Here is a 26,372-nt window from a genome sequence, read left to right as displayed (position 1 = left end):
TCTACCAGTCCTCCTTCGTTACCTTTGATGCGTATAGACTAAACTTCCCTGTCGCAATACGAGCCTTTGTTTTGTCTTCAATACGATCATGGCAGCTTTGGCACATATACGTATGAATGGGACGGTTACGTAAACGCTTTGCTTGAAGCGTTTCATCATGAATGCTTTCAATTTTATCGCAAATTACACATTTTACTCTCATACTGTCACCTCAATCTTTATAAAGATATTGTATACGATAGAAGAACCTTACGAAAGAAAAAGAAGCAATTTCTTACACATTCATCGTTTACAACCAATAGAACATGATCATTTTATAAAAAAGATTGGAGCAAATGATCACCATATATTTTCAGCATCTGTTAAAAGAGGTAAGATAAGAAGTACACCAATAAGGGAGGAATGAACGTGTCGAATCAAGTTGAACCAACTTTAATTCAGCCACTATTTGATAGCCTACAGCAGCAGCACTTTGTCACATTATCTACCATTGATTTTGAAACATCTGCGCCGAACGTCAGCGCTATTTCCTGGGTTACAGCAACTGATCATACTCACATTCGCTTTGCCGTTGATAACCGGTCTCGCATCGTAAAGAACATTCAAAAACAGCCTGACGCTGTCATTAATATTATCGCTAATGAATCATGCTACTCCATTTCTGGCCATGCCGTACTGCTTCAGGAGCGCCTAGCGAATGTTCCTCTAAAGCTTGCCCTAATTGAGCTTACGGTGAAAGAAGTTCGTGATGTAATGTTTTATGGCTCTAAAATTTCGATAGAGCCTAATTATGAAAAAACGTATGACCCTGTAGCCGCAGCAAAACTTGACAAACAGGTGATTGAAGCCGTCCACAACGCTTAGATGAGTATGTAAAAAAGAGATAAGGCAAATGCCTTATCTCTTTTCTTCTAAAGGGTAGCTTTTAAATTTTTCAGGCTCCCTTTTAATATGATCATACATAGCATCAACAAGTTCTTTGGGAAAACGAGTTTTCTTTTCTTCCTGCTGACGAGAGTAGATCACTTCGTACATTTCTTCATGTTCGATAATCGTCACGTTTTCTACATGATGATCATCTTTTAACATGTGATCGAACAATGTGAAAGTTTCTTGAGCTGCATAATCATCCGGTCTTGCATCGGCTACCTTTTTAATCGTTAACCAGTTATACAAAGCATCCTGAATTGATTTCAATGCTGCAACCCCTTTTTATATATTCTGATTTGCCTCATGCTTTTTCGACTGATGCAAACGAACTTTATAAATAATAAGTACGAGAGCCGCAACTACTAATCCTTCTGCAATTGGTAAAAATGCGCCAAAAAATGTGAGCACACTACAACCAATTGCCAAAAACAAGTAAATGACCGCTGATTTCAGAAGCGGCAGTCGCTTCGCAAACCCTAACTTATATACAACGATTGAAAGAATCAATATCGTGATGTAAAGGAGTTTCATACCTAGAACTGGTTGTTCATCGATTCTAAATAACGCTGCAAAAAAGGATAAATGCTCTTGAACTTTCATCCAAAGCTCCCCCTTGTTATCTAGACGTTAGTTTTATTCAGCAAACTTTTTCTTTTTCGCCATTTTTTCGCGTTCATTCTTATCAAGAATTTTTTTACGAAGACGAATTGATTCAGGTGTGATTTCACAGTACTCATCGTCGTTTAGATATTCTAATGATTGCTCTAAAGACATGATACGTGGTTTTTTCATGCTTGTTGTTTGATCTTTTGTAGCAGAACGTACGTTAGTCGCTTGCTTCATTTTACAGATGTTAACAACTAGGTCATTGTCGCGGTTATGCTCCCCTACGATCATCCCTTGGTATACTTCTGTACCAGGCTCTACGAACACTGTACCACGATCTTCGATACCTGTGATTCCGTACGTAGATGATTTTCCTGTTTCCATTGAAACAAGTACACCTTGACGGCGTCCGCCTACTTGACCAGATTGCATTGGTTGGTAGCTATCAAATGAATGGTTGATGATACCAAATCCACGTGTTAATGATAAGAACTCAGTTGTATAACCAATTAGTCCACGAGCTGGAACCATAAATGTTAAACGAACTTGTCCATTTCCGTTGTTGATCATATCAACCATTTCACCTTTACGAGCTCCCATTGATTCCATAATTGAACCTGTGTGCTCTTCAGGTACGTCGATTTGAACGCGCTCTACAGGTTCACTGCGAACACCATCAATTAAACGAACGATAACTTCTGGTTTTGATACTTGAAGCTCATACCCTTCACGGCGCATGTTCTCAATTAAGATTGAAAGGTGAAGTTCACCACGTCCTGAGATTACCCAAGCATCTGGTGAATCCGTTGGCTCAACGCGTAAACTTACATCTGTTTCAAGCTCTGACATTAAGCGCTCTTCAATTTTACGAGCCGTTACAAACTTACCTTCGCGTCCTGCGAATGGGCTGTTGTTCACAAGGAACGTCATTTGAAGCGTTGGCTCATCGATACGTAAGATTGGTAGTGCATCCTGATGTTCTGTCGGACATACTGTTTCCCCTACGTTGATATCTTCCATTCCAGAAACAGCAATCAAGTCTCCAGCTTTTGCTTCTTGGATTTCAACACGCTTTAATCCTAAGAAACCAAACATTTTCGTTACACGGAATTGTTTAACCGTTCCGTCTAACTTCATTAGTGCTACTTGTTGGCCTACCTTCATCGTTCCGCGGAATACACGGCCGATCCCGATACGTCCTACATAGTCATTGTAGTCAAGCATTGCTACTTGGAATTGTAACGGTTCTTCGCTGTTGTCAACAGGAGCTGGAATGTGCTCAATGATGGATTCGAATAATGCTTCCATGTTGTCATCTTGCTTTTCAGCTGTATGACTAGCTGTTCCGTTAATTGCTGATGCATACACAACAGGGAATTCAAGTTGTTCTTCTGTTGCACCTAATTCAATAAATAAATCGATTACTTCGTCTACTACTTCAGCAGGACGAGCAAAGTCACGGTCAATTTTGTTTACAACAACAATTGGCGTTAAGTTTTGCTCAAGTGCTTTTTTCAATACGAAGCGTGTTTGTGGCATACAACCTTCATATGCATCGACAACAAGTAACACACCATCAACCATTTTCATGATACGTTCTACTTCTCCACCGAAGTCCGCATGTCCTGGTGTATCCATGATATTGATGCGCGTATCCTTGTAGTTAATTGCTGTATTTTTCGCTAAAATGGTAATGCCGCGCTCGCGCTCAAGGTCGTTTGAGTCCATTGCGCGCTCTTCGACATGTTCATTTGAACGGAAAGTCCCAGATTGGTGTAATAATTTATCTACTAAAGTTGTTTTCCCATGGTCTACGTGGGCAATAATCGCGATGTTTCGCAAATCGTGACGAATATTCAAGCTTTTCACTCCTAAATTTATAATAACTAAAACATTATACCACAATGAATATAAGGATGGAATTATTCGAATAATTTATGTAAACTAATAATTAAAAGGGACAATGGGAGGATCACATCATGAAAAAAATAAAATGGATTTTTATGTTCTACGCTGTACTTGCAACAATTTCAATTATGGCCATTGGCGTCTTCATTGGTGAACAAAGTATTCTAGGTATACTATTAGCCATTGTGGCACTCATTATTATTATGGGGTTAGGATTTACAAAGAAAAAACAGCTGCGCGAACGTGGCCAACTCTAATAGCCGTCAAAAAAAGTCCTCATGCAGAGGACTTTTTTTATAGGGGATGAACCATTATCATAAATGTTTTTTTGGTTTCATCCTCTTCCACCTTAAATTGTTCAAATCCGCACGAAGATAAGAAGTGGATCCACGATAATTTTTCAATCGGCACGCCCGCAAACAAAACATCATGCTGCTCGTTTGTAAAATTTTTCACCATCTCACCTATAATGGCCTGTCCGTATCCTTGCCTTCGTTTACTTTCAGCAATTAAGATCGTTCCAATCCATGCTTTTTCATTAGAAGGAACCCATTCGACGCCAAACGTGATGCCAATTGGCTCTCGATCGTCGAACCATATGCACCATTCTCCTGCAAGCATCTCATACCTCTTCAAATATCCCTCTAACTGATCTTCATTACACTCTTCGCTTTGCCACTCTGGGCTTTCTGACACAACTTTCTGAAAGAAAGGCAGGTGTTGCCTTTGAAGAAGTTTTGAAGCAAGCATTACCGTGAAGCTTTCTTAAAATAGTTCTCTAAAATTTCTTTATGCAGTTCTGGCTTCCCAACAAAGATGCTATTTTGCTTTAATAAATCGACTTCTGTTCCTTCAAAATTAGTTGCTACCCCGCCTACTTCATTAATTAAAATGAGGCCAGCTGCAAAGTCCCAAGGAGCTAATCGAGGAGTGATGTAAGCATCCAATCTCCCTGCAGCAACGTAAGCAAGTTCAATGGCCGCTGTGCCGTATGAGCGTGTTCCACGTACCGCTGTGACAAGCGGTGATAGCACGCTAGGGTCAATACGGAAGTTTTTTGTTACCCATGTTGCATTTAAAGCAAGAATCGCTTCTTTTACTGAAACAGGCTCAAGCTTTGGAAGCTCAATATCGTTCATGTAGGCGCCTTGCCCTCTACGCGCATGGTACAACTCATCGTGAATGACATCATAAATAAAACCGATTTCTCCTACTCCATCGACATAAATACCCACGGAAATCGCAAAGTTGCGCTGCTGATGAACAAAATTCATCGTTCCATCAATCGGATCAATGATCCAAATCGTTCCGTCAGTAGACTCTAATTTTTCACCGTACCCCTCTTCACCAAGAATATGATGCTCTGGAAACGTTTCACGAATATGCTTAATAAAATATTGCTCCACTTCTTTATCCATATTAGTAACCAAATCATTTGGATTTGACTTTGTTTGAATTAGAAGCTCTTTGCTAAATGATTGTTTAATTAATTCTCCTGCTTCTCTCACCCATTTTTCTGCGTATGTATAGATCGTTTCTAAATTTGACAGCATGGTTGTAAAGCCTCCTCAAAGGATAAGAATATACCTATTTGTAGTGTATAGAAAAATGGAACAAGAAATCAAGTAAACGCGTTCACACAAAAAAGCGAACCCTTTGGTGGAAAGGTTCGCTTTTTTCAAACAGTCATGCATTCTGAAGCCTCATCCATTCTTGGCGAATTCTTTCCAGTTTTTGTTTCGTTTCTCGTTTTTTGTCTTCATTATTTTCAACCATAGCATCATAGAGCGTTGCAAGTTCATAATCGAGCTCCAATCGAAGCACCGCAAGTCGTCGATTTCCGTCCCCTTTTTTATACATATTCACCACTTGCTTCATTTCCATACACTCCTTCCATAAATTCTCATTGTTTTCACCTTGTCTTTAATAAACTAAATTTTCAGATATTTTGTTTCTACTAGTGTATGACGAAACCAAAAATCCTGTAACTAAATTGTGTGATTACCTATAGAAAAATTAATAGACGAATTGTGACAAGCTCTGAGGGTCAGATCAAAAAACATGAGAAAGACATCGTCTCTATGATAAAATCAAACCAATGTTTGATACACAACTGGAGGTATATATGACGTTCAACGGGTTTACACAAGACGATTTTAATGTATTTACAGTAGATGGATTAGATGAGCGAATGGATGCTTTAAAGACGCACATACGTCCAAAGCTTGAAGAGCTTGGTCAACACTTTGCGCCAACACTCTCATCAATGGTAGGAGACGAAATGTTTTACCACGTAGCCAAGCACGCACGTCGCACCATTAATCCCCCAAAAGATACGTGGGTAGCGTTTGCGCCAAATAAGCGTGGGTATAAAATGATGCCACACTTTCAAATCGGACTTTGGGAATCGCATGTTTTTATTTGGTTTGCTGTGATTTATGAAGCACCTATTAAAGGTGAGTATTCCAAAACGCTTCTTGCGCATTTAAACAACATTACACAGCAAATTCCTGAGACTTTTGTGTGGTCCAAAGATCATACGAAGCCTGAGGTATTGCCGATGAGCCAAATGACGGATCACGATCTTAAAACGCTTTTCGAGCGTTTGGGTACGGTGAAAAAAGCGGAAATTTTATGTGGTCGAACCATTTCTGCAGAAGATGCCGTGTCAATGAGCGGCGAGGAGTGGCTTGCACTTATAGATAATAGCTTTAAAACGCTTCAGCCTTTGTATGACCTTGCAAAAACGAAGGTTCTTTCATAACAATCAACAACAGGCGCCTTCAATTATGAAGGCGCCTGTTGTTCATACCCATTATTTCATTTTAATAAAGTCTCCACTTGCCGCATCTTTTGCTTTTTTTATGACGCGATACGTAGAGTATCCACTTTCTTCTTCAAATTCTTTATCAATTTTCTTCTCTTCAGATTTACTCGGAACAATTTCTTTAAATCGTCGGTATAAGCTCATCAGCTCATCGCGATCCATTCCCTTTTCATAAGCTCGTTCTACCGCTTCAAAAAACTGTACAGCATCAATAATTTCTTCTGTTGCCCAATCAATCGCTATCGGATATTGATACTCCATATAATCTCACTCCGTCTCTCAACTAATTCCAGCGCACACGAATCTGCTCGGCTTCTTTCATCATCCGCTGAAACAATTCCTCAACGCTTGGTACATCCTTTATTAATCCCATTACTTGACCGGCCCAGGCGAACCCTTCCTTCTGCTGGCCGTCATAGATGTATCGTTTATTAGCTTCACCACTTATGTACTCTTTTAACTGCTCGTAAGTCGATTTTTCTGCCTCTAAAGCTAAAATGCGATCCGTCCATTCGTTGGATACGGCTCTCGCAGGGGCACCAAGCGAGCGCTTAATCACTACTGTATCATATTCTTGACCATTGACAAGAGCCTGCTTATACAAATCATGCGCATGTACACATTCTTTTGTTGCAATAAAACGCGTTCCCATCTCAATTCCTTCTGCTCCAAGGCTTAATGCTGCCATTAGTCCTCTTCCGTCTCCGATGCCTCCTGAGGCGATTACAGGAATTGAAACAGCGTCAACTACTTGAGGAATCAATACAAACGTACTCGTATCTTGGCGACCTAGGTGTCCACCGCCTTCTTGTCCGACTACCATCACCGCATCAGCTCCAAGCTCTTCCGCCTTTTCAGCCTGTCTTCTCGCCGCGACAAGTACGAGCTTCTTACTAACCGTTCCCTTCATTTGTTCAAAGATCGGTGCTGGATTTCCCCCTGTCATCGTCACAACGGGAACTTCTTCTTCAATCGCTACCTCTAACATATGTTGAAAAGGACGACCGTGCTGTCCAATTGCGAAGTTTACACCAAATGGTTTATCCGTTTTTTTCTTTACAGCTTGAATTTCCTTACGGAGGTCATCTGGTGTCTCAAGAGACATCGCTGTAATTTGTCCTAGTCCTCCGGCATTTGAAACAGCTGCAGCAAGATCGGAATAAGCTAAATAAGCTAGCCCCCCTTGAATAATTGGATAATCAATTCCTAGCAAACTCGTAATTTTTGTTTCCCACTTCATATCATCACCTCATTTTATTAGGTTCTCCTTTTCCTAAAAAAAACCTCCTTTGATTGTTCATTCTACTCGGCTTTCCTTCCACCATTTCGTGCGTTTCTTCTCGTTTCTTCAACTGAATGAATGTCACATTTTGCCCATTAAAAATTTAGCTATGCAATCAAGGGAATAAGTGCTATAATTCATTTGTTTTATGACTTTCCTTTCAATAAAAAACGTATAAAAATACGATAAAACGGGCATAAAAGTCAACCGTTAAAAGCGGAATTATTTTGATGTAAAGAGGTGGATAGCAAAGTTGTCTTCTCAATTTGATACGCCGTTATTTTCCGGCATTGTAGAACACGCGAAAAAAAATCCTACACAATTCCATATTCCTGGTCATAAAAAGGGAGCTGGGATGGATCCAACATTTCGAGAATTTATTGGTGAAAATGCATTATCGATCGATTTAATTAATATTCAACCACTCGATGATCTTCATCAGCCAAAGGGCATTATTAAACAAGCCCAAGATTTAGCTGCTGAGGCATTCGGTGCTGATCATACATTCTTCTCTGTTCAAGGGACGAGCGGTGCGATTATGACCATGGTCATGTCAGTATGTGGCCCTGGAGATAAAATTATCGTTCCACGCAACGTGCATAAATCTGTTATGAGTGCCATCGTATTTTCAGGAGCTACACCTGTGTTCATTCATCCAGAAGTCGACCCGAACCTAGGAATCTCACACGGGATGACGCCTGAAGCCGTTCAAAGAGCATTACTGCAGCATCCAGATGCTAAAGGGGTATTAGTCATTAACCCTACTTACTTTGGCATTGCCGGTGATTTACAAAAAATTGTGGAAGTGGCTCATTCTTATCACGTTCCCGTTCTTGTCGATGAAGCACACGGCGTTCATATTCATTTTCATGATAAACTGCCCCTTTCTGCGATGCAGGCTGGTGCAGATATGGCCGCAACAAGCGTGCACAAGCTGGGCGGGTCAATGACACAAAGCTCGATCTTAAATGTCCGAGAAGGCCTTGTTTCTCCGTCTCGCATTCAAAGTATTTTGAGCATGCTTACCACGACGTCAACTTCTTATTTGCTGCTCGCATCACTAGACGTTGCAAGAAAGCGCTTGGCAACAGAAGGACATGCACTAGCAGAAAGAGCCATTCGCTTGGCAGAAGAAGCACGAAAACAGATTAATGAGATTCATCATCTTCACTGTGTCGGAACTGAAATTCTTGGTACGGAAGCGACCTTCGATTTAGATCCAACGAAGCTGATTGTATCCGTACGCGAACTTGGTATCACTGGCTATGAAGTAGAGAAGTGGTTACGTGAGCATTACAATATTGAAGTAGAAATGTCTGATCTCTACAATATCTTATGTATCGTCACACCAGGTGACCAAGAAGGCGATATCGAATTACTCGTGCGAGCGCTCACTTCTCTCTCTGAAGAGTTCAGCCATTTATCTGATAACCATCTTCCTGTATCGGTGATGCTTCCGGATATTCCTGTACTTGCTTTAACTCCTCGTGATGCATTTTATGCAGAGACGGAAATTGTTCCAATTGAAGAATCTGCAGGGCGTATCATTGCGGAATTTGTTATGGTGTACCCACCGGGCATTCCTATTTTTATTCCCGGTGAAATTATTACAGAAGATAACTTGGCTTATATTCAAGAAAACCTTGAAGCTGGCTTACCCGTTCAAGGACCCGAAGATTTCACGTTGCAATCTCTTCGTGTTATCAAGGAGCACAAAGCTATTCGTTAAGACAAAAAGAAGCGACCTATCATCAGGTCGCTTCTTTCATTCTATTATTCTGGAATTTCGATTCCTTCTTCGCATCCCTGACATCGTCCGTATAGCGTTGTAACCTTTTCATCTTCAAAATGATCAATCGTACAGTTGCATCCCTGACAAATAATTGTTCCCACGGCCAACTCCCCTTTATCATTCATAATTTAAACATGATTACCCTTTTTGAAAACGCTTTTATTTTCTTTGTTATTATAATATTATGGCACTTTTGAATTGTCAACCACAATTAGTATAACTTATTTAAAATAATAATATAACCTATTTAGAGTCATAATCAATCAATAGGAGGAATATGATAAAGTTTCTGGTAAAACATTTGATGCACTTCTTTACTCAGTGATAGACTGAAAACACCTCATCAAGATCTGTCACGCTAGCAAGTGAAAAAGTACAGAATGAAGGAGGAAATGGACGTGGAACATATTTCTTATATTCATTTAACGTCTACATCCACACAAAAGAGCATTACGTTTGAAGAGTTAAAAACATGGCTGACTTATTATGAAACCCTTTTAACAAAGACGGGGCAGCAGTTAAACTGGGAATATGAACAAACCGGTTTTCCCTATAAAGTAATGGAAACAGAATCATCTCTTTATTTAAAAGGAACGCTTCCACAATACTATTCCATTCTGCTAGACATTACGGTGACCGATGAAACAGCCGCCATAAAAATTGCCCTTCCTTCTAAGGCCACGCATGGCGATAAAGGAAAGGCAAATGAGTTGGCAAAGTTTTTAGCCAAAAAGCTGAAAGGGCAGCTTCAATTATTTAACGGCCGGATCATGTCTTTCTAGATCTGTACCTATTTGAACGCTGTTTTAATGACTTCTTTCACTTGTTCTTGCGTTAGTCCCTTCCAAAACAAGCGATTGTAAACGAGTAAATCCACGTGTAGATGAGTCTCTGATTGGTCTTGTTTTACTTCACCGCTCGTGCCGCTATTGCCGACGAGTCCAATCAGCGTTTTGTTTGATACCTCATCCCCTACTTGAAGAGAATTCGATACGGTGCTTAAATGGGCAAATCGCGCTTGTACCCCGTTCTCATATTGAATCCATACCTGTCGACCACGTAGCTTATCCAAAATGTACTGTGGTGTGTGACCAATCGTCTGACAAATCGCAAGGTCAGCTTCACGTTGCATCTCTGAGTCATACCCTTTATAATCGTGATCCACTCGAACTACCTTACCGTTTCCCATTGCATAAACCGGTGTTTTCTTTGAAATGGTGATACCAGACGAATAGCCGTACCAATCAAGACCTTCATGAAAATCATTTCGATACCACCTTCTCGCACCAGGGAGATGAGAGGAATATGTATCCGCCTGAGCTCCGTGAATCGGTGTTGAAAGCTCTGAAAGCTTGTTCTTGACTTCATTTATCGTGATCATCTCTTTTTTCGCTGGAATACTGTCAATAGAAGTTGACGCAGTTGCTGGCATTACTTCCGCATGATCAGCACGTAGTGTCACTTCACGATTTAATACCGTTTCCATAAAATCAATGGGCACATACACTTGACGATTTCGATAGAGAATATTATCTCGTTGAAAGGGAATATACACTCCGTTTTTAACTACAACCGGAATCTTCTCCGTAAGCTCATACGAATTATGATCAACGCGCATCGTCAGTTGACGATTCACTTTATCATAGTGAAAGGAACCTTGAAGATAATTGATCATTGACTGTAGCGGGATATAAGGCTCTTCTTTAAAGTATTGGATAGGCAATTCTTGAACCGTTGCGGAACTTTCGTCTTTTTTCTCCATCCAATATAGTGATAAAAACGTAACGATGCATATCATGATACCAATTCCGATCCATTTTGTTTTCAACGTGCTGCTCCCCTCCTCGCTTTCTTCTAACTAAAAGCCTGCGTACATTTAGAAAAAGCACTAAAAATTTACTTCTTAGTATCGCCAGCCATGACAAACGTTATGCGAAAAATGTACAAACTTGTCTTAAAAACATGATAAAATAAATACGACTAACATCTGCTACACATGAGATGTACCTTTATACGTACAAATAGCGAGCATCATAAGCGCTTATGATTGCAGTGGATTGTTCTACAGGAGGTTCAAATGAAAGGAAAAACCCTACTAATTCTTGGCGTGATCAGCTTGATTTACACCTATTGCACACCGTTTATTTTTAAAGCTCACGTTCAACACCCAACCGTGCATACGACAGCTCATTTTGGCTCACCTTTTCCCTTTGTTGAAAAAAGTTTTTCAGAGACGTCCGTACCAGACGGTCAGACTGCAACTGTTGCTTTTCACTCTTACTTTAATGAAAGCATCACATTCAAGCTGACGCCTTTCCTACTCTCGACTTTGGGGCATTTTGTTTTACTTTTAGCCATTACATATTTAGCATCAAAATTTTTTGGTTTTTCCCGACAAAAGAGCCAATAAGTCATTGACTTATTGGCTCTTTTTCCATATTGAACGGTCGACAAACGTTTTGATTTATGTTTAAATGGGTAACTGTCTTGTCTGGACTGAATTTGTGAATAAATTTTCAACGTTCACAAAAGCTAAGATAAGGTTAACATGTCGAAAGGAGATTTTGAATGAAGAAGGTAAGTTCAGTATTTTGGATTTCAATTGTTGTAACGGTTCTATTCATTATTTGGGGGGCATTACCTGAAGCAACTTTAGGAAGTGCAAGCTTAGGATCTGTTACAAATGCGATTCAAACGTTTATCGTTGATAAATTTGGATGGTATTATTTATTAGCAGGAAGTATCTTTGTTATTTTTGTCTTATTCCTCATTTTTTCCCGTTACGGAAGCATTCGTTTAGGTAAAGATGATGAGAGACCTGAATACAGTTACATAAGCTGGTTCGCTATGCTCTTTAGTGCCGGAATGGGGATTGGTTTAGTATTCTGGGGAGCTTCGGAGCCGATTAGTCATTTCCACGTACCACCAGCAGGGGACGGTGGCACAGCTGATGCTGCGCGTACCGCCATGCGCTATTCATTTTTCCACTGGGGATTACACCCTTGGGCCATTTACTCCGTTTTAGCCCTTGCACTAGCTTATTTCCAATTTAGAAAAGGCGCACCGCTATTAATTAGTAACATTTTACGCCCGCTTCTTGGTGATCGTGTTGATGGTGGTTTAGGAACCTTCATTAACTTTATTGCGGTATTTGCAACGATCTTCGGTGTAGCAACGTCTTTAGGTCTGGGAGCTATTCAAATTAGCGGTGGGTTGTCTTATATTTCACCCATCACAAATAACTTTACGACACAGCTTATTATTATCATTGTCGTAACATTACTGTTTCTTCTGTCAGCAAAAAGTGGCCTAGACAAAGGAATTAAGTACTTAAGTAACTTAAATGTTATCATTGCGATTGTTCTTCTGCTTGTCGTACTATTTGCAAGCCAAACCAACTTTATTATGGATCTGTTTGTTACAACGCTCGGTAGTTATATTCAATACCTGCCATCTATGAGTTTCCGACTAACTCCATTTGATCAAGATAATACATGGATTAAAGATTGGACTATTTTCTATTGGGCATGGTGGATTTCTTGGGCTCCATTCGTTGGAACATTTATTGCCCGTATTTCTCGAGGACGTACAATTCGAGAATTTTTAATTGGTGTATTAGCCGTTCCAACTATTTTAGGGGGACTTTGGTTCTCTACGTTCGGAGGATCCGCTATTTTCCTTGATTACTTCGAAAAGCTCCCGGTGTTTGAAGTAATGAGTGATAAAGGAACCGAAGTTGCGTTGTTCTATGTGCTTCAACAGCTTCCGATGGGAACGATTTTATCTGTTATTGCGATCATCTTAATTGCAACATTCTTTATTACATCTGCCGATTCGGCTACATTTGTACTCGGAATGCAAACAACACGAGGATCATTGAACCCGCCGAATACAGTAAAATTAGTTTGGGGTATCATCCAAGCCTTAACAGCGATTGTTCTTCTTCGAACAGGAGGATTAGAGGCCTTGCAGACGGCTTCCATCATAGCCGCCTTGCCGTTCTCAATTGTATTAATACTCGCCGTATTCTCGCTCATAAAGGCATTTAAAGGTGAAAAACGACCAGTAAATAATAAATAAAAAAAGATGTGCCGACTAATCGTTGGCACATCTTTTTTGTTAAAAGACCATCCATAAAATTTTTTGACATCCGAAAAAACTCCCCAAAATTAAGATCGTAACAAATAGTGCGGTTCGTTTACGTTCAATTAAGCGCTCAGCAATTAAATAAGCCACATACCCAAACACAACAAATAAAATGACTTTCGATGACAATTTATCTCGATTTGACAGATACTCAACGAAGGAATATCCACTCCATAGTATTAAATGAATGCACAGTAATAATAGGTTCATTCCTTTCATACCCTCACCACTCTTCGGTAGCCGCTTTTTTCTATCTTATGCAGCTTGACCATTTTTATCACGTTTCTTTTCAGCTAATATCCCCTATAATGCTGGATAGCGAGGGAATGAGAGCGATTCATGCCAAAATTGACCCTAATTCCTCAGTTACTATTCTAAGCTCTTAGAATGAAAACTGAGAAGAAACGGTAAAAGAAATTGGTTCGCTAACACAAAAAAGGACCTATCCATAGGATAGGTCCTCTAAAATAATCATTATTTTACGATGTGAATTGGGCTACCTAGTGCTACTTCAGCAGCTTCCATTGTCGCTTCTCCAAGAGTTGGATGAGCATGAATTGTTAATGCGATATCTTCAGCTGTCATTCCAGCTTCGATTGCAAGACCAAGCTCTGCGATTACGTCAGAAGCATTTGGACCAGCGATTTGCGCACCAATTACAACGCCATCTTCTTTGCGAGTAACAATTTTTAAGAAACCTTCTGCAGCGTCAAGTGCAAGTGCACGTCCGTTAGCAGCGAATGGGAATTTAGCAGCTGTAACTGCAACGCCTTCTTCTTTTGCTTGAGCTTCTGTATAACCAACAGATGCAAGTTCAGGCTCAGAGAATACAACAGCAGGAATTCCAAGGTAGTCGATTTCAGATGCTTCACCAGCGATTGCTTCTGCAGCGATTTTACCTTCGTAAGATGCTTTATGAGCAAGTGGTGGTCCAGGAACGATGTCCCCGATCGCATAGATGCTGCTTACAGATGTACGGCATTGGTTGTCGATTTCGATCACACCGCGATCAGACATTTTCACGCCTACTTGGTCAAGACCAAGCTCATCTGTGTTTGGACGACGTCCAACTGTTACTAGAACGTAATCAGCTTCAACTACTTTTGATTCGCCGTTTACTTCAAACGTAACTTTTACGCCGTTTTCTGTTTCTTCCACACCTTTAGCCATTGCTTTAGTGTGAATTTCAACGTTTCCTTTTTTCTTAAGGTTACGTTTTACAAGTGAGCTCATTTGTTTTTCGAAGCCTAAAAGGATGTCTTCGCCAGCTTCAACAAATGTTACTTCAGAACCGAAGTTAGCATATGCAGTACCAAGCTCAGTACCGATGTAACCGCCACCGATTACAACTAATTTTTTCGGAACTTCTTGTAATGCTAAAGCACCAGTAGAGTCAAGAACGCGTTTAGAGAACTTGAATCCTGGGATCTCGATTGGACGAGAACCTGTTGCTAAGATAGCGTTTTTGAATTTGTATGTTTGTGCAGAATTTTCATCCATTACACGTACTGTTTCATTGTCAACGAAGTAAGCTTCACCACGAACGATGTCTACTTTGTTACCTTTAAGAAGGCCTTCAACACCGCCAGTAAGTTTTTTAACAACGCCGCCTTTGAATTCTTGAACTTTAGAGAAATCAACTGTTACGTTCTCAGCTTTAATCCCCATGTTTTCAGAATGCTTCGCGTTTTCGAAACGGTGACCTGCAGTGATTAGTGCTTTTGAAGGAATACATCCAACGTTTAAGCAAACCCCACCAAGCGTTGCTTTTTCTACGATTGTTACTTTTTGTCCTAATTGTGCTGCACGAATTGCTGCAACATATCCGCCAGGACCCGCACCAATGACTAGAGTATCAGTTTCAATTGGGAAATCTCCTACTACCATTTTTTACCCCTCCATTAATAATAATTCTGGATCATTTAATAGACGTTTAATGTGGTTAAGCGCATTTTGAGCTGTAGCACCATCGATCATACGGTGGTCAAAGCTTAGAGATAGCGCTAATACTGGAGCAATAACAATTTCGCCATCGCGCACAACTGGTTTTTCAGCGATACGACCAATACCTAAGATCGCTACTTCTGGATGGTTGATAACTGGAGTGAACCATTGACCACCAGCAGAACCGATGTTAGAGATTGTGCAAGAAGCACCTTTCATTTCAGCAGGAGCTAATTTACCGTCACGAGCTTTACCGGCAAGTTCGTTGATTTCATTAGAAACTGAGAATACAGACTTACGGTCAGCATTTTTTACAACAGGTACTAATAGACCTTTTTCAGTATCAGCAGCGATACCGATGTTGTAATAGTGCTTGTGCACGATTTCGTCTGTTGCATCGTCGATAGAAGTGTTAAGAGCTGGGAACTTCTTAAGAGCAGAAGTTAACGCTTTAACAACGTAAGGTAAGAATGTTAATTTAATACCTTGCTCTGCAGCAACTTCTTTGAATTTTTTACGGTGTGCAACAAGTTTCGTTACATCAATTTCGTCCATTAACGTTACGTGAGGAGCTGTGTGCTTAGAGTTAACCATCGCTTTAGCGATTGCACGGCGCATACCACTCATTTTCTCACGAGTTTCTGGGAATTCACCTTCAGGAATAGCCGTTGCAGCAGCTTTCGTTTCTGCTTTTTCTTCTTTAGCAGCAGGTGCTTCAGTTGCAGGTGCAGCAGATCCGCCAGCTACGAAGTTTTCAACGTCTTCTTTTGTGATGCGGCCGTTTTTAGCAGTACCAGGAACCGCTTTGATATCGATGCCTTTTTCACGAGCTAATTTACGCACTGAAGGCATAGCGATTACTTTACGGTTAGGGTCAACGTCTGCTTGAGCTTGAGCGCCTGCACCAGTTTCAGCTTTCGCTTCTTGTTTCGGTGCTTCTTCTTTAGCTACGTCTTGACCAGCTTCAGCAGTTGCTTGAACTTGTGCTTCTTCTTTAGGCTCGTCGTCGTGATCGTCACCTTTGAATTTTAAGTTTTCGTAACCAGGTGCATCAAATGTAACGATAACTTGTCCAACTACTGCTACAGTTCCTTCGTCCACTTTTAATTCTAATACTTTTCCTTTAACAGGAGAAGGAATTTCTACTACAGCTTTATCATTTTGTACTTCAGCAAGTACATCGTCTTCTTCAATTTCATCTCCAGGTTTCACAAACCATTTTACAATTTCACCTTCGTGAATACCTTCACCGATATCTGGCAGTTTAAATTCGAATGACAAGTGTCTTCAACCTCCTAGTGTGTACTTTCCTAACATTATGAGAAATGACTGTAGAAAAAATCAGCAATTCTGCTGATTTTTCTATAGTCAAACATGCTTAACTTAAATTAGAAGTTTAAAACTTTTTTCGCAGTTTCTACGATATCCTTATGGTTTGGTAACCATACTCCCTCAGCTTGAGTGAATGGATATACAGTATCAGGTGCAGCTACACGTAATACTGGAGCTTCTAAGCTTAAGATCGCACGGTCGTTGATTTCAGCTACTACGTTAGCAGCGATACCAGCTTGTTTTTGTGCTTCTTGAACAACGATGGCACGACCAGTTTTTTCAACTGAAGCTACGATCGTTTCGATATCTAAAGGTTGAATCGTACGTAGGTCGATTACTTCTACAGAATGACCATCTTTTTCAAGCTCTTCAGCAGCTTTTAATGAAGCATGAACCATTGCACCGTAAGTTACGATTGTAAGGTCAGAACCTTCACGTTTTACTTCTGCTTTTCCTAATGGAATTGTGTACTCTTCTTCAGGTACCTCTTCACGGAAAGAACGGTATAATTTCATGTGCTCTAAGAAGATAACTGGATCGTTATCACGGATAGATGAAATTAAAAGTCCTTTTGCATCGTAAGGGCTTGAAGGAATAACTACTTTTAGACCAGGTTGAGAAGCTACAAGACCTTCTAAGCTGTCTGCATGTAGTTCAGGTGTATGTACACCACCACCGAATGGAGAGCGTACAGTAATTGGAGCCGTCCAGCGACCACCAGAACGGTAGCGCATACGAGCCATTTGACCAGAAATTGAATCCATTACTTCGTATACGAAACCGAAGAATTGAATTTCTGGTACAGGACGGAAGCCTTGTGTAGCAAGACCAATTGCAAGACCACCAATACCAGATTCAGCAAGAGGTGTATCAAATACACGATCTTCACCGAATTCTTGATGAAGGCCTTCAGTCGCACGGAATACCCCGCCGTTTACGCCAACATCTTCACCGAAAACTAGCACGTTTTCATCATTTTTTAATTCTGTGCGTAACGCATCAGTGATAGCCTGAATCATTGTCATTTGCGCCATGGCTTACTTCGACTCCTTCTCTTTGTAGATTTCATACTGCTCTTTCAAGTTGAAAGGCATTTCTTCGTACATGATTTCCATTAAGTCAGTAACCGTTTGTTTTGGAGTATCATCCGCTTCTTTGATAGCTTGTTTGATATCTTCTTTTGCTTGTTCGATTACTTCGTTTTCGATTTCCTCGCTCCATAGGCCTTTGCCTTCTAAGAACTTGCGGAAACGAACTAATGGATCTTTCTTTTCCCACTCAGTATCAAGGTCAGCTGTACGATAACGAGTTGGATCGTCACCAGCCATTGTATGTGGACCATAACGGTAAGTTAATGTTTCAATTACTGTTGGACCTTCACCTTTGATCGCGCGCTCACGTGCTTCTTTAACAGCAGCATATACAGCTAACGCATCCATTCCATCTACTTGGATACCAGGAAGTCCTGCAGCAATACCTTTTTGCGCAATTGTTTTCGCTGCTGATTGTTTTTCAACAGGAGTTGAGATTGCGAAACGGTTATTTTGGATAACGAAGATTGCTGGAGCTTTAAATGCACCTGCAAAGTTAATACCTTCGTAGAAGTCACCTTGTGAAGCTCCGCCGTCACCAGTATAAGTGATTGCAACAGCTTTTTTACCGCGCTTTTTAAGTCCTAAAGCAACACCTGCTGCTTGGATATATTGAGCACCGATAATGATTTGTGGAGATACTGCATTAACATCTGCAGGCATTTGATTCCCTTTGAAATGTCCACGAGAGAATAAGAATGCTTGTGTTAATGGAAGACCATGCCAGATTAATTGTGGTACATCACGGTAACCTGGTAATACAAAGTCCTCTTTCTCTAAAGCAAAGTGAGAAGCAATTTGAGATGCTTCTTGACCTGCTGTAGGTGCGTAGAAACCTAAACGACCTTGACGGTTCAATGAAATTGAACGTTGGTCTAGAATACGTGTATATACCATACGACGCATTAATTCTTTTAATTGATCATCAGATAAAGCTGGCATTGCTGCTTCGTTAACAACTTCGCCCTCTTCGTTAAGAATTTGTAACGTTGGGTACTGCTCAGCAACGGCTTCAAGTTGCTTGTTTAAATCAAAAGTAGCTTTTTTCGTTTTTGCAGCCATCTTTGTCACCTCTTCCTTTCATTTCACCAATTTATTCATGACGTTAGTCAATACTGAAAGTGTACATACATAGTTAGATTGTCCAAAACTATTAAAGAAAAACATTCAAATCATTGACTAGCTAAATTTGAGTTCGCGCTTTTTTACACTGATATGTATTCCCCCGCAAACTCAATCAAAACATGAGCAAAAGGAAAGTTCGAACGAATGCATTCATTCGTTCATCTGTATTAGTCTCTTTCATTTCGAGATTAATACAACCAATCATTCCATCGCTTAGTTTACACCATGTTAAAATGATTCGTCAATCCTTTTGTATCACTATTTAAAAAGATTGTAGAATCAATTTTAAATAGTGTGGAAATGACGAACTGTATTAATACACATCATCAATCTGTACTATATTGTTTTATAGCACCGCTGATTTTTGAAGGTATGTTTTTTCGACAAATTTCTACATTAGCGTACCATAAAAAGAAAGAAGGCTCAAAAAAGTACATCTTTTTTGAGCCTTCTTTTTGGCCGATTCTTTTATCATTTTGAGGATTCAATACCAGCCTTTTTATAAAATTGTTCTTTGTCATCGTTGTATTTTTTCGTGAGGTCATTGAATACCTTGTTTTCTTTGACAATTTTGTCGTAGGTTTCATTAATGGAGGTAATTTGCTTTTCAAGTTCATCTAGCGTGACCTCATCCTTTTGAAACATTTTATAAAGGTCTCGATCTAATGTGATGGACTGCTCGTAATTGGCATATAAGCGGTCATAAGAAGCGTAACGCTTTTCCATTACGTCTTTTAACTGCTCTGCTTGTTCTTTCAATTTCGCATCTTCAAGCGAGTCAATACGCTTGGTAATCGCATCGAATTTCTTTTTGGAGGCGTGAATGCTCTCTTTTTCTTTTTGAAGATGCTTTTCACGTTTATCAATCAATTCTAACGCATCATCTGATAAGCCTTTAATCTGATCGTGTTCTTTCATTCCTAACGCAATAATTTGATCATAAATACCCTTTTCTTCTTTTTCAAGATTCACTAACGGCTCCTGCTGATTTAAAAACCCTTTCTCCTGTGCAACAACCTTCTCAAGTGAAGAATAAATTTGCTGCTGTGGAGAAGGATCGTCCGAACATGCGCCTAATATCAGTACCGTACACATTCCAACAAGCAATGCGCTCCCCTTTTTTACCCATCTTTCCAAATCGAACGTCCTCCTTACATATCTTGTAGATATTATACTACAGGAATTAACAAATAATGAAAAGAGACGATTCTGCCATTTAAAACATGAATATAGGCATTTGCTCTACACACCTTTTCATTCCCTACATATATTGTATTAACCCAGCACATGAAAAGAAGAAATCATGAGGGCTGGTGGAAAACTTACATTACTAGGAGGTCTTTCAATATGTACGGTTATGGATATGGATATGGCGGCGGATGTAATCCTTGTGGTTACGGTTATGGTGGCGTTGGATACGGTGGAAGAGGATTTGTATTATTAGTTGTGTTGTTCATTCTTTTAATCATTGTTGGTTGTGGCTGTGGAGCTTGGTAATAACAGCTAACATCGAAGCGGCGGATTTCGCCGCTTTTCTATTTTTTTCAGCCTTTCCCCCCTTCTTTATCAACAGTTTTGGTGACTTTTACATATTCTTTTGATAGACTTTTGATATATCGCATATGATGTAAGTAATTCGAATTAGGGAGATGTTAATCTTGATTACAATGAACGATATTATACAAGAAGGGCATCCGACGCTGCGTGAAGTCGCAACAGAGGTATCATTACCTGCTTCGGAGGAAGACAAACAAATTTTAGCTAGCTTAATGGAATATGTTCAAAACAGCCAAAACCCCGATATGGTTGAAAAATACGGGCTTCGACCTGGTATTGGCCTGGCTGCACCGCAAATTAACGTATCCAAGCGGATGATTGCGGTTCACGTAACAGATGAAAAAGGTACGTTATACAGCTACGCACTATTCAACCCCAAAATTATTAGTCATTCTGTGGAAAAAACATATTTAACGAGCGGTGAAGGTTGCCTATCTGTTGAACGAAGTGTCCCTGGATTTGTTCCTCGCTATATGAGAGTAACAGTAACAGGAACGACATTAGACGGTGAAGAAGTGAAGTTACGTCTAAAAGGACTTCCGGCTGTTGTATTTCAACATGAAATTGACCATTTGAACGGTGTGATGTTCTATGACTACATTAATGAACAACATCCGTTTGACCAACCAGCAGATGCACAGCCGTTAGAGCGCTGATGCTCTGTTGCCTTAGACCGCATTTCAATTGAAATGCGGTTTGCTTTTTAAAAGGTTGGACAGCTCCTTTATTGAAAAGCGAAATGACGTCCAGTGAGCCGAGGATCATGAACCTCTCCTTTCACCTCTATTCCCTCCTACTTCTTTCCCTATTTTATGTTTTGAATATAGTAAAAAAACATAATCCACCTACTATTTTTTCGATATTCCATATATAACCATGCTATTTTTGAGAAAAATTTCATATAATAGATACTATAGAGAGAAAGGATCCTTTTTTCATCTCTGCCTCTAGCAAGTAGAGTCAAGCCTATCGCTGAACACTTTTGCTAGACGCAATCAATTTAACGGGGATCTAGCGGTTATTACACGCGCTCAAACTCACCGAGGAAGGAACATCCCTTTGACCTTGAGCGAATGACATGACTATTTTGGACAAGGAGATGAGCTACTATGCTAAAACGTCTACGAAAGAAGTTAGCAAATCGTTGGAAAGAGCTACTCCGTAAGAAGTCTATCGCATAATAAAATGATAATTATTAGAGAGGCAATATGAAAGGAGAACTTGCCTTTCGTATTGCCTTAATTTATTGTTATAAGAAAGAGAGCAATGCTACTTGCAAAAAGGATCTCGTTTCGGCTACTATCTTAACAAGACGATTTGCAGGTTTCCACCAGCATTTCTCAAAGCGCGGATGATGTTCATACTATTTTTCTAGTTGCGGCATAGTGGATAATGAATTGACTTCACTTCGTTCCATGAATACAATTTAGTGAAGATGCATTTTATTATTGTTATAACTAGAAAATAAATGAAATACATACCCATTTTGTAATATAATAAAAAAAGTTACTTGAATTTCGGATTAAGGAGAGAGATAAGAAATGATTTTTAAAGTATATTTCCAAGAAAGCATTAAGCAAGTTCCCGTACGTGAGCACACAAAAACAGTGTATGTAGAGGCAGACTCTGAAAAAGACGTACGACTAAAACTGAAAGACCGTAATCTTAATATCGAATTCGTTCAACCAATTCGTGGTGCTCATTTAGAATATGAACAGCAACATGAAGATTTCAAAGTATTGGAGATAGGATAATATGAAATTTGTAAAAAACAATCAAACTTCTGTTTTCGCCCTCGGTGGACTAGGCGAAATCGGGAAGAATACGTATGCTGTTCAATTCCAAGACGAAATTATCGTCATTGACGCTGGGATTAAATTTCCTGAAGACGAGCTTCTTGGTATTGATTACGTTATTCCAGACTACTCATATCTAGTAAAAAACGAAGATAAAATCCGTGGCTTATTCATTACCCATGGACACGAAGACCACATCGGCGGGATTCCTTACTTACTACGTCAAGTAGATATTCCAATCTACGCTGGAAAACTTGCAATGGGTCTTATTAAAAATAAACTTGAAGAGCATGGGTTATTACGTAAAGCAAAGCTTCATGAAATTCAGGAAGATGATATTATCAAATTCCGAAAAACATCGGTGACGTTTTTCCGTACTACACATAGCATTCCTGATTCCTATGGTGTCGTTGTAAAAACACCTAATGGACAAATCGTACATACAGGCGATTTTAAATTTGATTTCACTCCTGTAGGTGAGCCAGCCAACTTAACAAAAATGGCTGAAATCGGCAAAGAAGGCGTACTTTGCTTACTTTCTGATAGCACAAACAGTGAAGTACCAAACTTCACGATTTCTGAACGTCGTGTAGGCGATAGCATTAATGATATCTTCCGTAAAGTAGACGGACGTATTATTTTTGCAACGTTTGCCTCTAACATTCACCGTCTTCAACAAGTGATTGAAGCAGCTGTGCAAAACAATCGTAAAGTAGCAGTATTTGGACGAAGCATGGAATCTGCGATTGAAATTGGTCAAAGCCTAGGCTATATCCAATGTCCAAAAGATACGTTCATTGAAGCGTCTCAAATCAATCGTCTCCCAGCTAACCGCGTAACAATTTTATGTACGGGAAGCCAAGGAGAGCCGATGGCAGCGTTATCTCGTATCGCAAACGGAACGCATCGCCAAATTCAAATCATTCCTGGAGATACGGTTGTATTCTCGTCTTCACCAATTCCAGGTAATACCGTAAGCGTTAGCAGAACCATTAACCTTCTGTACCGTGCTGGTGCTGATGTTATTCATGGACCGTTAAATGACATTCATACATCTGGTCACGGCGGACAGCAAGAGCAGAAGCTAATGCTTCGCTTAATTAAGCCAAAATACTTCATGCCAATTCACGGTGAATATCGCATGCAAAAAATGCACATTAAACTTGCCGTTGACTGCGGTGTGCCGGAAGAGAACTGTTTCATCATGGACAATGGTGAAGTGTTAGCATTAAGTGAAGATGAAGCATCTGTTGCTGGTAAAATTCCATCTGGATCTGTATACATTGATGGAAACGGTATCGGAGACATCGGAAACATCGTGCTGCGCGACCGTCGTATTCTTTCCGAAGAAGGTCTTGTCATCGTTGTTGTAAGCATCAACATGAAAGACTTTAAAATTGCGGCTGGTCCAGACATTATCTCTCGTGGTTTTGTCTACATGCGTGAGTCAGGTGACCTTATTAATGACGCACAAACATTGATTACAAAACACCTTAATAAAGTAATGGAACGTCGCACGTCTCAGTGGTCTGAAATTAAAAACGAGATCACAGATACTCTTGCTCCGTTCTTATACGAAAAAACAAAACGTCGTCCAATGATTTTACCAATCATTATGGAAGTATGACAATAAAAAAAGAAGCTCGCCGACCGGCGAGCTTCTTTTTTTATGCGGTTTGTTTTCGTTCCATTATGTTGATGCTGATTCCCATCATGATAATTCCCATTAACAATAAAATCACAACTGAATAGAAAGATTGTTGCAATTCATACCCATGAATGGTCACTCCTTTTAATAAATCCATTCCGTACGTAATAGGAACAATTTTAGATAAACTGATCATAACGTTTGAAGAAACGATCTCAATTGGCCAATACGCTCCTCCGATCATCGCCATGCTTACGGATAAAAGAGGAATAAGTGCTCGGAAGTGATGAACGGTCTTTACTAAGCTCGTAATTAATAAGGAAAAGGCAACGATTGCAAAAACGTATGGTGCGATAAGGACAAGAACGAAACCAAGGGAGGTATGAAAGTCCACGCCCGCTACGAAATGAAAAACGCTAAACACAAGCGCAATTTGTGCATACCCAACCACAAAGCTGTAAATCAAATGCCCCAAATAAATACTTGTTTTTGAGACGGGAGATAAAATGACCCGGTTCCATACGCCCTGCTGACGCTCATTAAAGAGACCAAACACGCTAAACGCAATGGTATAAATGGAGAAAAACAACGTAAATCCGAATATTGCCTGAAGCTGATCGCTGTTGTCTACCGACAGCTTTCCCTCCATCGATGTATCGTTCATCGTAAAAACAGGATGCTTCTTGGATTCCTGAAATACATTTTCAATCTCCTTCTGCCCCACTGCTGGATTTGCTGCTGCAATGGCTGCTTTTTGACTATTTTCCGCATAAACGGATTGTACAAACGGATCTAGCAGTGACTTCTGTACATTTTCACCAATGACGATGACATTATAACGATCAGGATAAAGCTCCAGCCCTATAGAGCTTTCTCCAGCACTTACGTCTTTTTTTATCCCTTTTAAGCTGCTTAGATGAAAGCTAAAAACATCCGATTGATTCAATTCCTTTAATAATGCTTTTTCAGGAGCGCCTGATAGGTGACTATAAACAGGAACAGATTCTTTTCCCCCATTTGTTCCTCCTAAAAAATACGCAAACGCCATTGCGAGCACGGTCATTAAAATGGTCGCACCTGGTCTGCGAGCTAAAAGCTTAAAACGAGCCCATAAAATCGATGTCATATCGCCACCTCTCCTTTCCTCCGATTGAACACAAACACAGATAGCATAAGAAATACCAATCCGTATAAAAGCAGCACAACGACAGACGTTTGAATGTCAGAAAACGAATACCCTTGCACAACTTGTAGATAAGCCATTAACCCTGCACCATTTGGAACAAACTCGGATAAATTTTGCAAGGATGCTGGTAGCTGTGAGGTCGGGACAAAACTCCCACCGATCAGAGCTAGAATCGATACGACCACGGATGAGAAGATCGCAGATGCGCTAGACGATCCTGAAATGAAGTTGAGAACAGCTAAAAATACACCGAGGCCTGCTACTGCTAAACTAATCGAAGCCGTGACAATGAAAAATAGTCCGATGCTTGCCCAGTAAACGTGATAGATTAGCGCAGCAAGGCCAAATAAGATCGAAAGCTGCAAGAACGCAATAAGCGCAGTCGAACAAAATATACTTCCGAAATAGGCATAAGGAGACAGATTAGAAATGATAATTCGATCATACACGTGCTGTTCTTTGTCCATGTACGAATAACTGGCCATCGTCGAAGCTACGTACATCACAAACATCATACTCATCGCAATCGTATAATAAGCAATTGCACTGAGCGGCTTCTCTTGGTGAACAGCTTTTACAGCACCAAATATCTTCCCTTCCTCTTGTGGAACTTTGGCGACAACCTGACTGAGGTTAGATTGGAGCGTTAATTGTTTTTGATAGGAAGATAGTATATCTTGAACGAGCTTCACTGCATTTTCCTTCTTTTCGTTGTATGTCACTTGTAGAGTAGGGGTTTCTTTCTTTTTTAAAAACATGTGCTGCAATACCTCATAAGAAAAGTTTTGAGGTACGATGATAACCGCCGTATTTTTTTTGTTCTTCCGCTCTTTTTTTGCTTCCTTTACAGTCATTTCTTTTACGGTGATCATGCTTTTTACAACATCGCTTCCTAAAACATTATGTTTCAAAATAGCGATTGGCTTTAGCTTCTCTGTCCCTTGTAGGATCGCTTTTTTCTGCTCAGCTGGGACCGGCATGTTCGCTATTTCTTCGGCAAACTTTTTCGTTTCTGCTTCTTCGTTTCCTTCCTGAGCTATAATCACGTTTGCTTTTAGAGATGATTGGGTCGATTCGCCGAGCGATCCTAGCGCATTTCCTAGAATTGTAATTAATACAAACGGCATCAACAAAATAACCATTAGCTGCTGTGGCTTTCGCAAAAACAAGGTTAAATCTTTTTGAACCAGTCGAAATATCAC

30 protein-coding genes are annotated in these 26,372 nt (G+C 40.1%); 11 read left to right on the top strand and 19 right to left on the bottom strand.

The genetic code is table 11. The features are described 5' to 3' along the window. Position 1: 1 nt before the first annotated feature. Entirely contained in the window at positions 2 to 202 is a 201-nt protein-coding gene (locus tag IE339_RS05650; RefSeq protein WP_053399770.1) for a YlaI family protein, read from the bottom strand. A 206-nt stretch (positions 203 to 408) separates the two neighbouring features. Between IE339_RS05650 and IE339_RS05645 the strand changes: the two genes are divergently transcribed. Continuing rightward, positions 409 to 864: a pyridoxamine 5'-phosphate oxidase family protein gene (locus tag IE339_RS05645; RefSeq protein WP_242174350.1), complete on the top strand. Its 456-nt coding sequence runs from the start codon at positions 409 to 411 to the stop codon at positions 862 to 864. A gap of 33 nt (positions 865 to 897) precedes the next feature. On the opposite strand, the gene IE339_RS05640 is transcribed toward IE339_RS05645, so the two are convergent. The 3 genes from IE339_RS05640 to typA are packed head-to-tail and all read right to left on the bottom strand — an operon-like array spanning position 898 to position 3,396. Continuing rightward, positions 898 to 1,197, bottom strand: a complete 300-nt coding sequence (locus IE339_RS05640; protein WP_053399768.1) for a hypothetical protein — start codon at positions 1,195 to 1,197, stop codon at positions 898 to 900. Between the two features lie 15 nt (positions 1,198 to 1,212). Continuing rightward, positions 1,213 to 1,530, bottom strand: a complete 318-nt coding sequence (locus IE339_RS05635) for a YlaH-like family protein (RefSeq protein ID WP_242174347.1) — start codon at positions 1,528 to 1,530, stop codon at positions 1,213 to 1,215. 33 nt (positions 1,531 to 1,563) lie between these two features. Beyond that, a complete protein-coding gene (gene typA, locus IE339_RS05630) occupies positions 1,564 to 3,396 on the bottom strand; it encodes a translational GTPase TypA (RefSeq protein WP_242174345.1) in 1,833 nt (610 codons plus the stop codon). Positions 3,397 to 3,515: 119 nt separating this feature from the next. Between typA and IE339_RS05625 the strand changes: the two genes are divergently transcribed. After that, positions 3,516 to 3,701: a YlaF family protein gene (locus tag IE339_RS05625; RefSeq protein ID WP_242174343.1), complete on the top strand. Its 186-nt coding sequence runs from the start codon at positions 3,516 to 3,518 to the stop codon at positions 3,699 to 3,701. A 37-nt stretch (positions 3,702 to 3,738) separates the two neighbouring features. On the opposite strand, the gene IE339_RS05620 is transcribed toward IE339_RS05625, so the two are convergent. The 3 genes from IE339_RS05620 to IE339_RS05610 all read right to left on the bottom strand — a co-directional run bounded on the left by IE339_RS05620 (position 3,739) and on the right by IE339_RS05610 (position 5,322). After that, the gene (locus IE339_RS05620; RefSeq protein ID WP_242174341.1) at positions 3,739 to 4,194 is read right to left on the bottom strand and encodes a GNAT family N-acetyltransferase; all 456 of its coding nucleotides are present in this window, start codon (positions 4,192 to 4,194) and stop codon (positions 3,739 to 3,741) included. Continuing rightward, the gene (locus IE339_RS05615; protein WP_242174339.1) at positions 4,194 to 4,997 is read right to left on the bottom strand and encodes an inositol monophosphatase family protein; all 804 of its coding nucleotides are present in this window, start codon (positions 4,995 to 4,997) and stop codon (positions 4,194 to 4,196) included. The genes IE339_RS05620 and IE339_RS05615 overlap by 1 nt, the downstream gene beginning before the upstream one ends. A 133-nt stretch (positions 4,998 to 5,130) precedes the next feature. Continuing rightward, the gene (locus IE339_RS05610) at positions 5,131 to 5,322 is read right to left on the bottom strand and encodes a hypothetical protein (RefSeq protein WP_053399762.1); all 192 of its coding nucleotides are present in this window, start codon (positions 5,320 to 5,322) and stop codon (positions 5,131 to 5,133) included. A gap of 247 nt (positions 5,323 to 5,569) precedes the next feature. Between IE339_RS05610 and IE339_RS05605 the strand changes: the two genes are divergently transcribed. Then, positions 5,570 to 6,208, top strand: a complete 639-nt coding sequence (locus IE339_RS05605) for a YktB family protein (RefSeq protein WP_242174337.1) — start codon at positions 5,570 to 5,572, stop codon at positions 6,206 to 6,208. A 51-nt stretch (positions 6,209 to 6,259) separates the two neighbouring features. Here IE339_RS05605 and IE339_RS05600 read toward each other — a convergent pair whose 3' ends face one another. Together IE339_RS05600 and IE339_RS05595 are read right to left on the bottom strand one after the other, a co-directional pair. Then, positions 6,260 to 6,532: a UPF0223 family protein gene (locus tag IE339_RS05600; RefSeq protein WP_053399760.1), complete on the bottom strand. Its 273-nt coding sequence runs from the start codon at positions 6,530 to 6,532 to the stop codon at positions 6,260 to 6,262. A gap of 22 nt (positions 6,533 to 6,554) precedes the next feature. After that, the gene (locus tag IE339_RS05595) at positions 6,555 to 7,511 is read right to left on the bottom strand and encodes an NAD(P)H-dependent flavin oxidoreductase (protein WP_242174333.1); all 957 of its coding nucleotides are present in this window, start codon (positions 7,509 to 7,511) and stop codon (positions 6,555 to 6,557) included. Positions 7,512 to 7,806: 295 nt separating this feature from the next. On the opposite strand from IE339_RS05595, the gene IE339_RS05590 reads away from it, so the two are divergent. Next, complete coding sequence (locus IE339_RS05590; protein ID WP_277933948.1) at positions 7,807 to 9,282, top strand: aminotransferase class I/II-fold pyridoxal phosphate-dependent enzyme; 1,476 nt, start codon at positions 7,807 to 7,809, stop codon at positions 9,280 to 9,282. A gap of 44 nt (positions 9,283 to 9,326) precedes the next feature. Here IE339_RS05590 and IE339_RS05585 read toward each other — a convergent pair whose 3' ends face one another. Then, on the bottom strand, positions 9,327 to 9,446 hold the full coding sequence (locus tag IE339_RS05585; RefSeq protein WP_053399757.1) for a GapA-binding peptide SR1P: 120 nt from the start codon (positions 9,444 to 9,446) through the stop codon (positions 9,327 to 9,329). 291 nt (positions 9,447 to 9,737) lie between these two features. Here IE339_RS05585 and IE339_RS05580 point away from each other — a divergent pair, with 291 nt between their 5' ends. Further along, positions 9,738 to 10,127 carry a DUF1885 family protein gene (locus tag IE339_RS05580; protein WP_285846487.1) on the top strand — a complete coding sequence of 130 codons (390 nt, stop codon included), beginning with the start codon at positions 9,738 to 9,740 and terminating at the stop codon, positions 10,125 to 10,127. An 8-nt stretch (positions 10,128 to 10,135) separates the two neighbouring features. On the opposite strand, the gene IE339_RS05575 is transcribed toward IE339_RS05580, so the two are convergent. Beyond that, entirely contained in the window at positions 10,136 to 11,173 is a 1,038-nt protein-coding gene (locus IE339_RS05575; RefSeq protein ID WP_242174329.1) for a M23 family metallopeptidase, read from the bottom strand. 249 nt (positions 11,174 to 11,422) lie between these two features. On the opposite strand from IE339_RS05575, the gene IE339_RS05570 reads away from it, so the two are divergent. Together IE339_RS05570 and IE339_RS05565 are read left to right on the top strand one after the other, a co-directional pair. Next, the gene (locus IE339_RS05570) at positions 11,423 to 11,755 is read left to right on the top strand and encodes a hypothetical protein (RefSeq protein WP_242174327.1); all 333 of its coding nucleotides are present in this window, start codon (positions 11,423 to 11,425) and stop codon (positions 11,753 to 11,755) included. A gap of 158 nt (positions 11,756 to 11,913) precedes the next feature. Then, positions 11,914 to 13,425, top strand: a complete 1,512-nt coding sequence (locus IE339_RS05565; protein WP_242174325.1) for a glycine betaine uptake BCCT transporter — start codon at positions 11,914 to 11,916, stop codon at positions 13,423 to 13,425. Positions 13,426 to 13,464: 39 nt separating this feature from the next. Here the strand turns inward: IE339_RS05565 and IE339_RS05560 are convergent, their stop codons facing one another. The 6 genes from IE339_RS05560 to IE339_RS05535 all read right to left on the bottom strand — a co-directional run bounded on the left by IE339_RS05560 (position 13,465) and on the right by IE339_RS05535 (position 20,120). Then, positions 13,465 to 13,701, bottom strand: a complete 237-nt coding sequence (locus tag IE339_RS05560) for a hypothetical protein (RefSeq protein ID WP_053400098.1) — start codon at positions 13,699 to 13,701, stop codon at positions 13,465 to 13,467. Between the two features lie 264 nt (positions 13,702 to 13,965). Beyond that, positions 13,966 to 15,378: a dihydrolipoyl dehydrogenase gene (gene lpdA / locus IE339_RS05555; protein ID WP_053399752.1), complete on the bottom strand. Its 1,413-nt coding sequence runs from the start codon at positions 15,376 to 15,378 to the stop codon at positions 13,966 to 13,968. A 3-nt stretch (positions 15,379 to 15,381) separates the two neighbouring features. Then, positions 15,382 to 16,716 (bottom strand): dihydrolipoamide acetyltransferase family protein, encoded by a 1,335-nt coding sequence (locus IE339_RS05550; protein ID WP_242174322.1) that lies wholly within the window; start codon positions 16,714 to 16,716, stop codon positions 15,382 to 15,384. Positions 16,717 to 16,823: 107 nt separating this feature from the next. After that, positions 16,824 to 17,801: an alpha-ketoacid dehydrogenase subunit beta gene (locus tag IE339_RS05545; protein ID WP_053399750.1), complete on the bottom strand. Its 978-nt coding sequence runs from the start codon at positions 17,799 to 17,801 to the stop codon at positions 16,824 to 16,826. Positions 17,802 to 17,804: 3 nt separating this feature from the next. Then, positions 17,805 to 18,920, bottom strand: coding sequence for a pyruvate dehydrogenase (acetyl-transferring) E1 component subunit alpha (pdhA, locus tag IE339_RS05540; protein WP_242174320.1), 1,116 nt, complete (start codon positions 18,918 to 18,920; stop codon positions 17,805 to 17,807). A gap of 534 nt (positions 18,921 to 19,454) precedes the next feature. Next, positions 19,455 to 20,120, bottom strand: a complete 666-nt coding sequence (locus tag IE339_RS05535) for a YkyA family protein (protein WP_242174317.1) — start codon at positions 20,118 to 20,120, stop codon at positions 19,455 to 19,457. Positions 20,121 to 20,330: 210 nt separating this feature from the next. On the opposite strand from IE339_RS05535, the gene IE339_RS05530 reads away from it, so the two are divergent. From IE339_RS05530 to rnjA, 4 genes are all read left to right on the top strand, one after another. Then, positions 20,331 to 20,480: a YjcZ family sporulation protein gene (locus tag IE339_RS05530; protein WP_083446381.1), complete on the top strand. Its 150-nt coding sequence runs from the start codon at positions 20,331 to 20,333 to the stop codon at positions 20,478 to 20,480. Between the two features lie 161 nt (positions 20,481 to 20,641). After that, positions 20,642 to 21,196, top strand: coding sequence for a peptide deformylase (def, locus tag IE339_RS05525; protein WP_242174313.1), 555 nt, complete (start codon positions 20,642 to 20,644; stop codon positions 21,194 to 21,196). A gap of 885 nt (positions 21,197 to 22,081) precedes the next feature. Next, a complete protein-coding gene (locus IE339_RS05520; protein WP_053399746.1) occupies positions 22,082 to 22,294 on the top strand; it encodes a DNA-dependent RNA polymerase subunit epsilon in 213 nt (70 codons plus the stop codon). 1 nt (position 22,295) lies between these two features. Next, positions 22,296 to 23,963: a ribonuclease J1 gene (gene rnjA, locus IE339_RS05515; RefSeq protein WP_242174310.1), complete on the top strand. Its 1,668-nt coding sequence runs from the start codon at positions 22,296 to 22,298 to the stop codon at positions 23,961 to 23,963. A gap of 40 nt (positions 23,964 to 24,003) precedes the next feature. Here the strand turns inward: rnjA and IE339_RS05510 are convergent, their stop codons facing one another. Both IE339_RS05510 and IE339_RS05505 read right to left on the bottom strand, forming a co-directional pair. Beyond that, the gene (locus IE339_RS05510) at positions 24,004 to 25,110 is read right to left on the bottom strand and encodes an ABC transporter permease (protein WP_242174305.1); all 1,107 of its coding nucleotides are present in this window, start codon (positions 25,108 to 25,110) and stop codon (positions 24,004 to 24,006) included. Next, on the bottom strand, positions 25,107 to 26,372 hold the full coding sequence (locus IE339_RS05505; RefSeq protein ID WP_242174301.1) for an ABC transporter permease: 1,266 nt from the start codon (positions 26,370 to 26,372) through the stop codon (positions 25,107 to 25,109). The genes IE339_RS05510 and IE339_RS05505 overlap by 4 nt, the downstream gene beginning before the upstream one ends.

The sequence above is a fragment of the Priestia koreensis genome (assembly GCF_022646885.1).
Lineage (GTDB): Bacteria > Bacillota > Bacilli > Bacillales > Bacillaceae_H > Bacillus_AG > Bacillus_AG koreensis_A.
Note: the sequence above shows the minus strand (reverse complement) of the source record. Positions and strands in the feature narration are given on the sequence as shown.

Bases quoted from the DNA above. Each gene is read 5' to 3' on its own strand.
- IE339_RS05650 (WP_053399770.1), bottom strand. From the start codon at position 202: ATGAGAGTAAAATGTGTAATTTGCGATAAAATTGAAAGCATTCATGAT.
- IE339_RS05635 (WP_242174347.1), bottom strand. From the start codon at position 1,530: ATGAAAGTTCAAGAGCATTTATCCTTTTTTGCAGCGTTATTTAGAATC.
- IE339_RS05625 (WP_242174343.1), top strand. From the start codon at position 3,516: ATGAAAAAAATAAAATGGATTTTTATGTTCTACGCTGTACTTGCAACA.
- IE339_RS05620 (WP_242174341.1), bottom strand. From the start codon at position 4,194: ATGCTTGCTTCAAAACTTCTTCAAAGGCAACACCTGCCTTTCTTTCAG.
- IE339_RS05615 (WP_242174339.1), bottom strand. From the start codon at position 4,997: ATGCTGTCAAATTTAGAAACGATCTATACATACGCAGAAAAATGGGTG.
- IE339_RS05610 (WP_053399762.1), bottom strand. From the start codon at position 5,322: ATGAAGCAAGTGGTGAATATGTATAAAAAAGGGGACGGAAATCGACGA.
- IE339_RS05605 (WP_242174337.1), top strand. From the start codon at position 5,570: ATGACGTTCAACGGGTTTACACAAGACGATTTTAATGTATTTACAGTA.
- IE339_RS05600 (WP_053399760.1), bottom strand. From the start codon at position 6,532: ATGGAGTATCAATATCCGATAGCGATTGATTGGGCAACAGAAGAAATT.
- IE339_RS05595 (WP_242174333.1), bottom strand. From the start codon at position 7,511: ATGAAGTGGGAAACAAAAATTACGAGTTTGCTAGGAATTGATTATCCA.
- IE339_RS05580 (WP_285846487.1), top strand. From the start codon at position 9,738: ATGGACGTGGAACATATTTCTTATATTCATTTAACGTCTACATCCACA.
- IE339_RS05570 (WP_242174327.1), top strand. From the start codon at position 11,423: ATGAAAGGAAAAACCCTACTAATTCTTGGCGTGATCAGCTTGATTTAC.
- IE339_RS05565 (WP_242174325.1), top strand. From the start codon at position 11,914: ATGAAGAAGGTAAGTTCAGTATTTTGGATTTCAATTGTTGTAACGGTT.
- IE339_RS05560 (WP_053400098.1), bottom strand. From the start codon at position 13,701: ATGAACCTATTATTACTGTGCATTCATTTAATACTATGGAGTGGATAT.
- lpdA (WP_053399752.1), bottom strand. From the start codon at position 15,378: ATGGTAGTAGGAGATTTCCCAATTGAAACTGATACTCTAGTCATTGGT.
- IE339_RS05545 (WP_053399750.1), bottom strand. From the start codon at position 17,801: ATGGCGCAAATGACAATGATTCAGGCTATCACTGATGCGTTACGCACA.
- pdhA (WP_242174320.1), bottom strand. From the start codon at position 18,920: ATGGCTGCAAAAACGAAAAAAGCTACTTTTGATTTAAACAAGCAACTT.
- IE339_RS05530 (WP_083446381.1), top strand. From the start codon at position 20,331: ATGTACGGTTATGGATATGGATATGGCGGCGGATGTAATCCTTGTGGT.
- IE339_RS05520 (WP_053399746.1), top strand. From the start codon at position 22,082: ATGATTTTTAAAGTATATTTCCAAGAAAGCATTAAGCAAGTTCCCGTA.
- rnjA (WP_242174310.1), top strand. From the start codon at position 22,296: ATGAAATTTGTAAAAAACAATCAAACTTCTGTTTTCGCCCTCGGTGGA.
- IE339_RS05510 (WP_242174305.1), bottom strand. From the start codon at position 25,110: ATGACATCGATTTTATGGGCTCGTTTTAAGCTTTTAGCTCGCAGACCA.